Raw genomic sequence first — 12949 nt, forward strand, 5'->3', positions numbered from 1 at the left:
CTGGGCTACGCCGAGTTCGGCAAGGCGGTTCCCGTGCGACGACGATCAGGAGCTGCGCCAGACGACGCCGCGCTGCTCGTACTCCATGATGGACTCGACGCCGGTGGCGACGGATGATCCGCACTCGCGGGTGACCATCCAGAGTGCCAGGTCGATTCCGCTGGTGACACCGCCCGCGGTCACCAGGTTCCCGTCGTCAACGACTCGTGCGTCGATCACCTTGCCTCCCTGGGCGGCCAGCTCGGCCTTGGCGAGATGGTGCGTCGTGCACGGACGACCCTTGGTCAAGCCTGCTGCGGACAGCACCATGACGCCGGTGCAGACACCGGCGACGATGACTCCGGCCTGCTGTGCCCGTACAAGGTTCCGGTGGACATCCGGATTGTCGATCAGCTGGTCACCGCCACCCGGCACGATCAGAAGATCGGTGTCGGTGGGCTCCCACGCGGTCGGCACCGTGACCCTGGTGCCGAAGAAGCACGTCACCTCGCCAGGGGCCGACAGCCGCACCAGTGTCGTCTCCACCTGGCCACCCAGCCGCGCGGCATGCCCGAAGACGTCACGCGGCCCGATGAAGTCCTGCTCCTCCGCCCCGTCGTACACGAGGATCTGAACACGTAGAGGGACCGTCTCCGTCTCCTCTGTCGGTGAGGCCTCCGCTGCCGCTGCGGGCGCCGCGAAGGTCCCGACCGACGCGAGACCGCCAGTCGTGGCCAACACTTTCAGCAGGTTCCTGCGTTCCATCGGCCCATCTCCTGATCACTCGCTCGGTCTCCTGCCAAGCCGGCGCCGGCCTTCAGCGGGGGACGGCACGGTGGGACACCCCTTGCGGGCCACCCAACGTGCGGCCTTGAGGAGCCCGTGAGCGACCCTCATCGTCCTTCGGGAGCAGCGCTGGCTGCCTTATGAGTCTGCTGGGCCGGGCGAATAGTTCCCGTAGTTCCCGCCGGCCCCGACGCATCCCCCGCTGCCAGGAACTGTTTGGGATTCGGACCCCGGGGCCAGGCCCCGCCAGGTCCTGGTCTTCCGGAGGCAGCGTTCAACGGTGTCGCGCCGTCTGTAGCGTTCCGGGTCGAAGGCGACGGGCCGACCTCCGGCTGGGCCCTTCTTCCCGCGGTTGGCCTGCTGGTCGATCTTCTCCGGGATGACCGCGTTGATCCGGCACCGGCGTAGGCGGTCCCGGTCGGCCCTGGGGGAGTAGGCCCTGTCCGCGGCAGTGGCGCCCGGCCGGGTCCGGGTCGGCCGGCGGGTCCGGGAACGCGGATCTTGGCCGGGACGGTCCGGAACCGTGGGCAGTCCGCAGCCTGTCCTGGGGTGAGCACGAAGGCGAGCGGCAGGCCTTGGCCCAGCTCCTGAACCGGGAGCAGAGCGTGGACCAAGCCTTGTACCGCTCCGGGGATCGCGCCAGCCGCTGCCGGTGCGGGACCGCCAGAGGATCCCGTTGGACTGGCCCCGCGCCCGCCGGGGCAGCGGCCCGGTGGCCGCAGGCGGCGGGTGCGGCTGCCGACGTTCCCGCGCCGCTCACGCACCAGCGGTGTTAGAAATGACGCATGGTCGAACACACCGACCGATCGCGGATCGTATCCTGGAAGTCACTGACCGCGAAATTCCCACGGAGCGTTGCCGGACAGGTCTTCGTGCTGGAAGTCGTGGTCGTGCTCGTGCTCGTCCTGGGGGCGATCCTCGCGCTGGCCCTCGAATCGCGTCGGAACAGCGAGTCCGAGGCCCTGAACCGGTCGGTGGCCGTCGCGGAGACCTTCGCGCATTCCCCGGGCCTCGTCCAGACGCTGAAGTCGCCCGATCCCACGGCGATCCTCCAGCCGATCACGGAGGCCACGCGCAAGCAGGCCGGCGTCGACTTCATCGTGGTCATGAACGACCAGGGGATCCGGTACACCCACCCGCTGCCGAGCGAGATCGGCAAGCGCTTCGTCGGGACCATCGGCCCCTCCCTGGCCGGGCACGTCTACACCGAGAGCGTGCACGGCCCGCTCGGCCACGAGGTCCAGGCGACCGTGCCGATCGACGCTCCCGACGGATCGGTCGTGGGCCTGGTGTCGGCCGGGCTCAAGGTCCACAACGTCACCGCCGCCGGCAACCGGCAGCTGCCGCTCATCCTGGGCACCGGCGCCGCCGCGGTCGGGGTGGCCACGGTTTGTACCGCCCTGACCACCCGGCGGCTGAAGCGCCAGACGCACGGCCTGGACCCCGTCGAACTCGCCCGCATGTACGAGCACCACAACGCCGTCCTGCACGCGGTCCGCGAGGGCGTGGTCATCGTCGGGCAGGACGGGCAGCTGCTGCTGGCGAACGACGAGGCACGCGACCTGCTGGGCCTGCCGCCCAACGCCGAGGGCCGGCACCTGGACGAACTGCGGGGCCTCGACCCGGACACCACCGAGCTGCTGCTGTCGGGCCGGGTGGTCACGGACGAGTTGCACCGCGCCGGCGGCCGGCTGGTCGCGGTGAACCAACGGCCGACCGACCCCCGCAGCCGCAGCATGGGCACGGTCGCCACGATCCGCGACTCCACGGAACTGCTCGCGCTGTCCGGCAGGGCCGAGGTGGCCGGCAAGCGGCTGGCCCTGCTCTACGAGGCGGGCGTCGGCATCGGGACGACGCTCGACGTCGAGCGGACGGCCGAGGAGCTGGCACTGGTCGCGGTCCCCGGCTTCGCGGACTTCGTCACCGTGGACCTCGCCGACCCCGTGCTGCACGGCGACGAGCCCGGCGGCGGTGCCGTCAACCTGCGTCGTATCACCGTCCACGGCATCCGCGAGGACCACCCGTTCTACCCGCGCGGCAGGTTGGGCTCCTTCATCCCCTCCACCCCACAGGCCCAGGGCTTCGACAGCGGCCGGTCGCAGGTGGTGCCGGACCTGTCCGTCGCCGAGGGCTGGCTGGCCCAGGAGGCGGCCGTGACGGCGCGGGTCGTCGAGTACGGCGTCCACTCGCTCATCACCACGCCGTTGAAGGCCCGTGGCATCATCCTGGGCGTCGTGGCCTTCTGGCGGTCGCAGAGGCCCGAGCCGTTCGACGACGAGGACCGCTCGCTGGCCGAGGAGCTGGTGGCGCGGGCCGCGCTGAGCATCGACAACGCCCGCCGGTACACCCGCGAGCACACCATGGCCGTGACCCTGCAGCGCAGCTTGCTGCCGCGCGCCCTGCCGGACCAGAGCGCCCTCGAGGTCGCACACCGCTACCTGCCCGCACAGTCCGGAGTCAGCGGCGACTGGTTCGACGTGATCCCGCTGCCCGGCAGTCGGGTCGCGCTGGTGGTGGGCGACGTGGTCGGCCACGGGCTGCACGCGGCCGCCACGATGGGCCGGCTGCGCACCGCCGTGCACAACTTCTCCGCCCTCGACGTCCCGCCGGACGAGCTGCTCGGCTACCTGGACGAGCTGGTGAACCGCATCGACCAGGAGGAGACCGACAGCACCACCGGCATCGGTGTCACCGGCGCCACCTGTCTGTACGCGATCTACGACCCGATCTCCCAGCTCTGCACCTTCGCGACCGCCGGTCACCCCCCGCCCGCACTGGTCGATCCGGACGGCCACGTGGCGTTCCCGGAGCTGCCGACCGGCCCGCCGCTGGGGGCGGGCGGGATGCCGTTCGAGACGGCGCAGGTGCGGCTGGCCGAGGGCACCCAGATCGTGCTCTACACCGACGGGCTGATCGAGGAGCGCACCCGGGACTTCGACGTCGGCATGGAACTGCTGCGCGCGGCGCTCTCCGGGCGCGGCCGGGAGCCCGAGGAGAACTGCCAGGCCGTACTCGACGCCCTGCTGCCGGAACATCCACAGGACGACGTGGCGCTGCTGATCGCGAAGACCCGGGTGCTCGGCCCGGAGCGGGTCGCCGACCAGGAGGTGGCGTCCGACCCGGCCGCCGTCGCCGACATCCGCGACTGGAGCACCGCGACGCTGGACGCCTGGGGACTGACCGATCTGACCTTCGCCACCGAGCTGGTGCTCAGCGAGCTGGTCACCAACGCCATCCGCTACGGCTCGGCGCCGGTGCGGGTACGGCTACTGCGCGACCGGAGCCTGATCTGCGAGGTGTCCGACGGCAGCAACATCTCACCGCACCTGAAGTACGCGGCGACCATGGACGAGGGCGGCCGCGGGCTGTTCCTGGTGTCCCAGCTCACCAGGCGCTGGGGCACCAGGTACTCCCCCCAAGGCAAGATCATCTGGGCGGAGCAGCCCTTCCCCGCATCCGTGCGGGCCTTGGCCGAGCAACGCCGGGAGGCCTCGGCGGCGGTCCCGCTGGCGTCGTCCTGATCCGGAGCGACGGCGGCTCGCCCGTACAGGCCGTAGCCGAGTGATCGCGTTGCGCGCGTCGCGCTCGCGCCGCGGGCCGTCGCCGTCGGAAGCGGCCGGACACGAGTGACCGGGTGTCCGCCACCGACACCGAGCGTGCAGGGCGAGGAACGCCCACCGGCTCGGGTGGGTGTGGTGCACCCACCCATCCGTCCGAAGGCGTGCTTAGCCTGGGCCGCATGGACGCAGAAAACAGACTCGGCGACTATCTGCGGGCTCGCCGGGCGATGACCATGCCGCGGGACGTCGGATACCCCCACGATGCTTCGCGGCGGGTGCCTGGTTTGCGACGGGACGAGGTCGCGCTGCTCGCCGGGGTGAGTGCGGACTACTACACCCGGCTCGAACAGGGCCGCGAGCGCCATCCGTCCGAGCAGGTGCTCCAGTCGATCGCTCGGGCCCTGCGCCTCGACGACGACGCGGCCGCCCATCTGTTCCGGCTGGGCCTGCCCAGCCCCTGGCCGTCCGTGCGGCCGAACACGACGGTCAGCCCGGACCTGCGTCGGCTGATGGACGGCATGCGTGACGTGCCCGCCTTCGTGCTCGGCTCCGCCCAGGACGTCCTGGCCGCCAACGCCATGGCCCGCGAGCTGTACTGCGGATTCGCCCGCTACGACAACCTGCTTCGGATGATCTTCCTGGATCCCTTCGCCCGGGAGTTCTACGGGGACTGGGACAAGGCGGCAGGCACGGCCGTGAACAACCTGCGCGCGTCCTCAGCACGGTTTCCGGACGACGAGCGCATCGAACGTGTCGTCGGCGAGCTGAGCGTGCGCAGCCCGGTGTTCGGGGCCTTGTGGGCGCGTTACGAGATCCGTCCGCGCACGCACGAGGACAAGCGCTTCCGTCATCCGCAAGTCGGTGAACTGCACCTGCACTTCGAAGCGCTGGCCGTCACCAGTGCTCCTGGTCAGCACCTGTCCGTCTACAGCGCCGAACCCGGGAGCGCCAGCAGCGACGCCCTGGTCCTGCTCCGCCGGCTGGCCGAGCAGCGCACCGCGTCAGCTGAACACGAAACCGAGTCAGAGGAAGAGAGTTCACGTTCATGACCGATTCCATCGCCCACGCCGCCGGATGCTTCGAGATCGCCGGCAAGAAGGTCGCCCGTCTCGGTTTCGGCGCCATGCGGCTCACCGGGTTGGGTGTGTGGGGTGAACCCGATGACCGTGACGAGTGCGTCCGTGTGGTCCGCCGTGCCGTCGAGCTCGGCGTCCAGCTGATCGACACCGCGGATTCCTACGGGCCCTACGTCAGCGAGGAGATCATCCGGGAAGCCATCCACCCCTACCCGGACGACGTGCTGATCGCCACCAAGGCCGGCCTCACCCGCAACGGGCCCGACGTGATCAGGACCGACCAGGGACTGGTCCGGCTCGGCCCCGCGGCCTGGCCGCCCGTCGGGCGTCCGGAGTACCTGCGCCAGGAGGCCGAGATGAGCCTGCGACGCCTCGGCCTCGACCACATCGACCTGTTCCAGCTGCACCGCGTCGACCCGAAGGTCCCGTTGGAAGACCAGGTCGGAGAGCTGAAGAACCTCCAGGACGAAGGCAAGATCGTCGCGATCGGCCTGTCCCAGGTGACCGTCGGGCAGATCGAACAGGCCCGCCGGATCGCCGAGATCGTCACCGTCCAGAACCGCTACAACCTCACCGACCGCACCTCCGCCGACGTCCTCGACTACTGCACCCGCGAAGGCATCGGCTTCATCCCCTGGGCACCGGTGGGCGCCGGCGAACTCACCAGGCCGGGCGGACCGGTCGACCGCATCGCCTCCGCACACCGGTCGACCTCCTCCCAGGTCGCACTCGCCTGGCTGCTCGCCCGCTCCGACGTCATGCTGCCCATCCCCGGCACGTCCAAGGTCGCCCACCTCGAGGACAACCTCGCGGCAGCACGGCTGGCCCTGAGCACCCAGGAGATCGACGAACTCACCAGCGCCGCGTGAAAGCCCTCTCCCACCGCGAGGCCGACTCCCGGTGTTCACCATCTTCCGAAAGGACCTCATCGATGCTGCTGCCCGCTGATCAGGCCGGCCACGGACGGACCGTGGTGCTGCTCCACGCCCGGCCGACGGACCGGACCATGTGGAGCGCGCACCTGCCCCTGCTCGCGGAGGCCGGCCTGCGCGCGATCGCCCTGGACCTGCCCGGCTGGGGTGAAGCGGTCGTGCACGACGAGCGCGAGGTCGCACCCTGGACGGACGTCCTCGACACGCTCGACCACCTCGGGGTCGACCGCTTCGTGCTGGCCGGGAACTCGCTCGGCGCGCTGGTGTCACTCCAGGTGGCGGCGACGGCCGGCGACCGGGTCGAGGGCCTGATCCTGGTGGGCTACCGACCCCACGACCAGGAACCCTCCGCGCGCCTCCAGGCGGCCTGGGACCGCGAACGAACCGCACTCGAAGCCCATGACATCGACGCGGCCGTACAAGCCGGGCTCGAAGCGTGGACCTCCGAACACGCGGACCACGAAGTGCAGGCCCACGCGGCCCGGATGCTGCGCCACCAACTGGAGTCGCACCTCGCCCACGGCGAGCCGACCCAAGCCGAGGACCCACTCGGCAAGGACACGGCCGCACTGCGTGATCTCGCCATCCCGGCGCTGGTGGGCGTCGGCGAGCACGACATGCCCGACTTCTTCCGCGGAGGCGAGGACCTGGCCCGAGACCTCGACTCGGGCGACCCCGTGATCATCCCCGACGCAGGCCATCTCGCGCCGCTGGAACAACCCGCGGCCTTCTGCACACTCCTCCTGGAGTTCCTGGACCGCGTTGCCGTGAACCCGGTTTCCAACGCCGGCTGAAACCGGGAGGGCTGGCAAGGGCGCGGTGAGGCTCCGGCCGCCGCCACCCGAGGTGCCGCATACGGCCGGGCGAACGGCGCGGCCTGACTGATCGGTGGTGGGGAAACGGGGTGGAGGGATGATGACCGGGCTGGTACCTTGCAGTTGACCGTGACACCGCCCGAGGAGGTGAGACCCATGAACGCTGTATCGACGTGGGTGCTCCCCCTTTCCGTCACGGCCGGCGATTGACGTAGGTGTCGCCGGGAGCGCCTCGACAACAAGGCACCCCCGAAAGGCAACACCTGTGCACTCCCTGCACTTCACCGCTGAGTCGTCGTCGAACGGCATGGTCGAGCGCGACTTCACCATGGGCGACGTCCCCGGCGTTCTCTGGTCGCCGGCCTCCGGCGCAACCGATCGCGCGCCCCTGGTCCTGATGGGCCACGGCGGCGGCAACCACAAGAAGCATCCGGCGATGGCGGGCCGGGCACAGCGCCTCGTGACCGGCTGCGGCTTCCACGTCGCCGTCATCGACGCGCCCGGTCACGGCGACCGGCCGCGCACCGCCCACGACGAGCAGGAGATCGCCGAACTGCGCAAGGCGCAGGCGGCGGGCGAGCCGGAAGGGCCGATCGTCGTCCGTTACAACGCCCGCCTGGCGGAGCTCGCCGTGCCCGAGTGGCAGGCGACCCTGGACGCCCTTCAGGGACTTCCGGAGATCGGCGCTGGTGGGCCGGTGGGCTACTCCGGCATCGGCCTGGGCACCGCGATCGGGGTGCCGCTGGTGGCGATCGAGCCCAGGATCACGGCCGCGGTCTTCGGCATGATGTGGCCCGATGCCCTGATCGAGACGGCGAAGCACATCACCATCCCGATCGAGTTCGACATGCAATGGGACAACGAGCGCATCCCGCGCGAGGCCAGCCTCGCGATGTTCGACGCCTTCGCCTCGAAGGAGAAGACGTTGCACGCCAACGCGGGCAAGCACTTCGAACTGCCCAGGTTCGAGGCCGACAGCGCGGTCCGGTTCTTCGCCCGGCACCTTGGCCGGACGGTCACCTCACCGGCCTGAAGGTGAGCGGTAGTGGCGCCCGGTACCATCGGGCGCCGCTACCGCGGCCCGGGTCGAGGCCGCGCATCCGGATGGTGTCCGACTCCGTCGCCGCGCCCGCCAGTTGGTCGCAGGGGGATGCCGCCGTGCCCCCGGGCGAACCACTGCTGCGGCCCGCAGGCCACCGCACCCGCCACACCCACCGCGTCGACTCCGAAACACCCGGTACCGGTCTCCGCCGAAGGGAATCCTTCTGGCCGTCCGAGACTGGTGAGCGAGAAGGACGACATGGCAGACGACTTGATGACTCCACGACAGATAGCCGACGACTACGTGGCCCGGGTGGCCGCACACGATCCCGTCACTTCCACGTTCCTGGGCCTGGCTCCGGGCGACCACCGGATGCCCGACCTGTCGCCGGACGGCATCGAGGAACTCGTCGGGCTCGCGCGGGGAGCGTTGGCGCGGCTCGACGCCCTCCCCGAGGCCGGGCCCGACGGGGATCCGGCGGAGCTCGCCTGTGCGCGGCTGCTGCGGGAGCGGCTCGACGCCGAGGTGCGGGCGCACGAGGCCGGTGAGAACTTCCGGAGCGTGCGGAACCTGCACGCGCCGGTGCACCAACTCCGGAGCATCTTCACGATGATGCCCACCGCCGCCGACGAGGACTGGGCACCGGTCCTCGGTCGACTGCGGAACCTGCCCACCGCGCTGGACGGTTACCGGGCCACGCTGACCGAGGGCGTCAGCCGCAAGCTGCTCGCCGCGCCCCGGCAGGCCGACGTACTCTGCACGCAGCTCACCGCGTGGACCGGGGAGGCAGACGGCGGCCGCGGATGGTTCACCGAGTTCGTCGCCCCCGCGCCGCGGCGGCTCCAGTCCGAACTGGGCGCGGCCGCGAGCGAGGCGACCGCTGCGGTGGCCGCCTTCCGGGACTGGCTCCGCGACAGCTACCGGCCCGCCGCGCAGGGCACGCCGGATGCCGTCGGCCGCGAGCGCTACCAGCTCACGGCCCGCCAGTTCACCGGCGCCGACCTGGACCTGGACGAGGCCTACGGCTGGGCGTGGGAGGAGTTCCACCGCCTCTGGGCAGAACTGCGCACGGAGGCCGGACGGGTGCTGCCGGGCGCCACCGTCCAGCAGGCCCGGGCCCACCTGGACGCGCACGGACACACCGTGCGGGGCGCCGAGCAGATGCGCGCCTGGCTGCAGCGGCTCACCAACGACGCGATAGAGGCGCTCGACGGGCACCACTTCGACATCACCGGCCCGCTGCGCCAGGTCGAGACCCGGATAGCCCCGGCCGGCAGCGCGGCCGCGCCCTACTACAGCGGCCCGAGCCTCGACTTCAGCCGCCCGGGCCGGACCCACCTGCCGCTGGCCAACGGTGACGCCGAGGAGCGGTTCCGCACCTGGCGCCTGGTCAGCACCTGGTACCACGAGGGCGTTCCCGGTCACCACCTGCAGATCGCCTCCTGGACCGCGGCGGCCGAGCAACTGTCCCGCTACCAGGTCACCCTCGGCAAGATCAGCGCCAACGTGGAGGGCTGGGCCCTGTACGCGGAGCGTCTGATGGACGAGCTCGGCTTCCTCACCGACCCCGGACACCGACTCGGCTACCTCGGCAAGCAGATGATGCGCACCGTCCGCGTCATCATCGACATCGGCATGCACCTGGACAGCGTCATCCCGGCCGGCTCCCCCTTCCATCCGGGCGAGCGCTGGACCCCGGAGCTGGCCACCGCCTTCATGGCCGACTACGCCGGCATGGCGCACGCCGCCCTGGAGAGCGAAATCGTCCGCTACCTCGGCCGGCCCGGCCAGGCCATCGGCTACAAGCTCGGCGAACGCGCCTGGCTGGCCGGCCGCGAGGCGGCCCGCCGCAGGCTGGGCGCCGACTTCGACCTCAAGCGCTGGCACATGAAGGCCCTGCGGCAGGGCTCCCTGGGCCTGGACGACCTGGAGGCAGCTCTGGCAGCTCTGTGACCCCCGCCAACTGAGGCCACGGAAACAGACCGGAGACGCCGCCGGGCCGGCCGGCACCGTCGGCCGGACGAGCGGTGCCGGCCCACCAGCCCGGCCCAGGCCGACAGACGGAACGGCGGCCCGTCCCGGGAGCGCCGTCAAGTACCTGATCCCGTGACCGGGACGCGAAGTTCCAGCCCTCTTCGACCAGGTCCTGGGCGACGCCGGCAGCCAGGTCGTGCTCTTCGGCATCCGCATGCCGAGCGTGAACGCCATCACGGGGCGCTGGGCGCAGACCCGCCGCGGCGAACTCCTCGGCCGGACACGGGTCTGGAACGAACGGCGTCACGTGCGGGCCGCACCGACCCGGGATCCGCTGGCGCCGCCCGCCGGTCCGGATGTCGGCGACCCGGACGACGGTCGCGACACGGAGATGATCGAGCGGCCCGAACCAGCGCACGGCGCTGCTCACGAGCCGTGGTGCGTGGTCAGCAGTCGCGTCTCCGCGGCCGCTCGTTCCCTCTGCCGCCAGGCGCCGGGTGGCTCTCCGTGGTGGCGGCGGAAGGCGGCGGCGAATGCGAAGGACGAGCCGTAGCCGACGGCGTCGGCGATCTGGGGCAGGGTGAGATCGTCGGCGCGCAGGTGGTCGCGGGCGAGGGTCATGCGCCATTCGGTCAGGTACTGCATGGGGGCCTGACCGAGTGCTTGCCTGAACAGCCGCGCGAAGGCGGCCCGGGACAGGCCGCTGATCCCGGCGAGTTCGGGGACCGTCCACGGGTGGGCCGCGTTCTCGTGCATGGCTTGCAGCGCGGCGCCCAGTCGAGGGTCCGCGGACGCCCGGTACCAGCGTGGTGCGGTCGTGCTGCGGCGGAAGTCGCTGCGGATGGCCAGGACGAGAAGCAGGTCCAGGAGGCGGTCCAGGACGATCTGCTGGGCGAGTTCGGTCCGGACCAGCTCGCGGGAGAGCAGGGTGATCACGTCGCGCAGGGGATCGTCGTCGGCCGCCGAGAGGGTCATCACCTGGGGCAGCGCGTCGAGCAGTCCGCTGCCGACGTCGCCGGAGAACTGGTAGGCGCCGCACAGGAACACCGTGGCCTGCGGGTTGTCGGCAGGATCTGTCCGGGCGTGGCGCGCCCGGAACTCCTCCGGCTCCAGGCATGCGGCGCCCGGCTCGTGCCCGATGTAGTGGTTCGGTCCGCCGCGTACCAGCGTGACGCTTCCCGGTATGAGCTCCACGGCGCTGCCGGGGGTGTCCAGCCAGAGGTAGCCCCGGCCGCGGACGACCGTGTGCACGGACAGCTGTATCGAGCCGCCCAGCCGCAGACCCCACGGTGGTTCGGCGACCGTCCGCGCGAACACCGCGCCGGTGGCACGCGCCCGCACCAGGTGATCGGACAGCAGGTCCATGGGATCAGCTTGAGCAGCACGAGCACCTGGGTCAAGGTGTGAGAGCTTCACGTAAAGAATCGAGCGAAGCACGCATGGATCGTCTCGCTCAGACCCTCGAGTATGGAGCCATGAACAACGAAGCACCCATTGCGCTCATTCTCGGCGGCACCGGCCGGACCGGCTCGCTGCTGGCGGACCGCCTCGCCCAGCGCGGAATCGCCCCCCGCACCGCGGCGCGTGGCGGAGCCGACGTCCGGTTCGACTGGGACGACCCGGCCACCCACGCGGACGCCCTGGCCGGCGTCGACCGCCTCTACCTGGTGACACCCACCATGCGCATCAGCTACGCCGACCAGGTCGCCGCCTTCCTGGACCTCGCCGAGGCGGCCGGCGTGCGCCACGTCACCTACCTGAGCGTCTACAACGCCGACCGGGCGCCGGCGGGGATCGACATCGCGGCCGTCGAGGCCGAGCTGGCCTCCCGCCACGACATCACGCACTCGGTCCTGCGCCCCGCGTGGGTGATGCAGAACTTCGCCGACGACCACCTCCCGGTCACCGACGGAGTGATCACGGCCCCGAGCGCCGGCGGCAGGGAGGCCTTCGTCGACGCGGCCGACATCGCGGCGGTCGCGGCCGGGACACTGCTCGACCCCGGAACCCACGCCGGCGCCACCTACTCGCTCACCGGCCCGCAGGCCCTCACCTTCCAGGACGTCGCGGACACCATCGCGCTCGTGAGCGGCCGCCCCGTCGCCCACAACGACATCGACCAGGAGACGTGGATCAACGGCGCGCTCGCCGCGGGCCTCCCCGCCGACTACGCGGCGATGGTGCGCTGGCTCACCGGTGCCATCGTCGCCGGCGACGGCGCCACGCCCACCGGCGACATCGAGAAGGTCACCGGCCGGCCCGCCACCACCTTCCGCGAGTTCGCCGAGCGCAACGCCCACGCCTGGACCTGGGAGGCGAAGTGAGCGGGACCGTTGACGACAACGCTCCCCTGGTCGGGGCGAACAGCCCGTTCTTCCGCATCATCAGGGAGGGACTGGACGGCCTGGTCGACGGGGAGGACTACTACGACCTGTTGGCCGAGGACGTGGTCTTCGAGTACGTGATCACCGTGCCGGGGTACCCCCGGCGGGTCGAGGGACGCCAGGGGATCATCGACCTGTACGGCGACTACGGCGACCACGTGAAGCTGCGCAGCGCGGACAACCTCCGCGTCCACCGGGACCCCGGGACCTCGGTGGTCGTCCTGGAGTACGAAGTGCACGGCACGTCGGTCCGGACCGGGCGGCCGTACGACAACCGCTTCGTCTCCGTCGTGACCGTCAAGGACCGCAAGGTCACGCACTGGCGCGACTACCTGGACCCCATCGCCGTGTTCGACGCCCAGGGATGGCCGCAGGATCGCCGCTCATGACAGCCGGCGCAC

Annotated in this window: 10 protein-coding genes and 1 pseudogene; 8 read left to right on the forward strand and 3 right to left on the reverse strand. The window is 71.2% G+C overall.

Annotated features, from left to right (window positions below):
* Positions 1-45: 45 nt before the first annotated feature.
* Positions 46-744: a DJ-1/PfpI family protein gene (locus ACIGXM_RS25750; protein ID WP_396564744.1), complete on the reverse strand. Its 699-nt coding sequence runs from the start codon at positions 742-744 to the stop codon at positions 46-48.
* A 255-nt stretch (positions 745-999) separates the two neighbouring features.
* Positions 1000-1334 (reverse strand): annotated as a pseudogene (locus tag ACIGXM_RS25755) (IS5/IS1182 family transposase); the annotation flags it as partial.
* Between the two features lie 216 nt (positions 1335-1550).
* Here ACIGXM_RS25755 and ACIGXM_RS25760 point away from each other — a divergent pair.
* From ACIGXM_RS25760 to ACIGXM_RS25785, 6 genes are all read left to right on the forward strand, one after another.
* A complete protein-coding gene (locus ACIGXM_RS25760; protein ID WP_396564746.1) occupies positions 1551-4286 on the forward strand; it encodes a SpoIIE family protein phosphatase in 2736 nt (911 codons plus the stop codon).
* A 218-nt stretch (positions 4287-4504) separates the two neighbouring features.
* On the forward strand, positions 4505-5374 hold the full coding sequence (locus ACIGXM_RS25765; protein WP_396564748.1) for a helix-turn-helix transcriptional regulator: 870 nt from the start codon (positions 4505-4507) through the stop codon (positions 5372-5374).
* The gene (locus ACIGXM_RS25770; RefSeq protein ID WP_396564750.1) at positions 5371-6270 is read left to right on the forward strand and encodes an aldo/keto reductase; all 900 of its coding nucleotides are present in this window, start codon (positions 5371-5373) and stop codon (positions 6268-6270) included. Before ACIGXM_RS25765 ends, ACIGXM_RS25770 begins: the two co-directional genes overlap by 4 nt.
* A gap of 62 nt (positions 6271-6332) precedes the next feature.
* Positions 6333-7127 carry an alpha/beta fold hydrolase gene (locus ACIGXM_RS25775; RefSeq protein WP_396564752.1) on the forward strand — a complete coding sequence of 265 codons (795 nt, stop codon included), beginning with the start codon at positions 6333-6335 and terminating at the stop codon, positions 7125-7127.
* Positions 7128-7413: 286 nt separating this feature from the next.
* Complete coding sequence (locus ACIGXM_RS25780) at positions 7414-8181, forward strand: alpha/beta hydrolase (RefSeq protein ID WP_396564754.1); 768 nt, start codon at positions 7414-7416, stop codon at positions 8179-8181.
* 267 nt (positions 8182-8448) lie between these two features.
* The gene (locus ACIGXM_RS25785) at positions 8449-10143 is read left to right on the forward strand and encodes a DUF885 domain-containing protein (protein ID WP_396564756.1); all 1695 of its coding nucleotides are present in this window, start codon (positions 8449-8451) and stop codon (positions 10141-10143) included.
* Positions 10144-10590: 447 nt separating this feature from the next.
* On the opposite strand, the gene ACIGXM_RS25790 is transcribed toward ACIGXM_RS25785, so the two are convergent.
* Positions 10591-11529 carry a cupin domain-containing protein gene (locus ACIGXM_RS25790; RefSeq protein WP_396564758.1) on the reverse strand — a complete coding sequence of 313 codons (939 nt, stop codon included), beginning with the start codon at positions 11527-11529 and terminating at the stop codon, positions 10591-10593.
* 110 nt (positions 11530-11639) lie between these two features.
* Here ACIGXM_RS25790 and ACIGXM_RS25795 point away from each other — a divergent pair, with 110 nt between their 5' ends.
* Both ACIGXM_RS25795 and ACIGXM_RS25800 read left to right on the forward strand, forming a co-directional pair.
* Positions 11640-12488, forward strand: coding sequence for an NmrA family NAD(P)-binding protein (locus ACIGXM_RS25795; protein WP_396564760.1), 849 nt, complete (start codon positions 11640-11642; stop codon positions 12486-12488).
* Positions 12485-12937 (forward strand): nuclear transport factor 2 family protein, encoded by a 453-nt coding sequence (locus tag ACIGXM_RS25800; protein WP_396564761.1) that lies wholly within the window; start codon positions 12485-12487, stop codon positions 12935-12937. The genes ACIGXM_RS25795 and ACIGXM_RS25800 overlap by 4 nt, the downstream gene beginning before the upstream one ends.
* Positions 12938-12949: the final 12 nt, after the last annotated feature.

The sequence above is a fragment of the Kitasatospora sp. NPDC052896 genome (assembly GCF_044547075.1).
Lineage (GTDB): Bacteria > Actinomycetota > Actinomycetes > Streptomycetales > Streptomycetaceae > Kitasatospora.

Excerpts from the sequence above, each read along its gene's own strand:
- ACIGXM_RS25750 (WP_396564744.1), bottom strand. The coding sequence starts at position 744 with ATGGAACGCAGGAACCTGCTGAAAGTGTTGGCCACGACTGGCGGTCTC.
- ACIGXM_RS25760 (WP_396564746.1), top strand. The coding sequence starts at position 1,551 with ATGGTCGAACACACCGACCGATCGCGGATCGTATCCTGGAAGTCACTG.
- ACIGXM_RS25765 (WP_396564748.1), top strand. The coding sequence starts at position 4,505 with ATGGACGCAGAAAACAGACTCGGCGACTATCTGCGGGCTCGCCGGGCG.
- ACIGXM_RS25770 (WP_396564750.1), top strand. The coding sequence starts at position 5,371 with ATGACCGATTCCATCGCCCACGCCGCCGGATGCTTCGAGATCGCCGGC.
- ACIGXM_RS25775 (WP_396564752.1), top strand. The coding sequence starts at position 6,333 with ATGCTGCTGCCCGCTGATCAGGCCGGCCACGGACGGACCGTGGTGCTG.
- ACIGXM_RS25785 (WP_396564756.1), top strand. The coding sequence starts at position 8,449 with ATGGCAGACGACTTGATGACTCCACGACAGATAGCCGACGACTACGTG.
- ACIGXM_RS25790 (WP_396564758.1), bottom strand. The coding sequence starts at position 11,529 with ATGGACCTGCTGTCCGATCACCTGGTGCGGGCGCGTGCCACCGGCGCG.
- ACIGXM_RS25795 (WP_396564760.1), top strand. The coding sequence starts at position 11,640 with ATGAACAACGAAGCACCCATTGCGCTCATTCTCGGCGGCACCGGCCGG.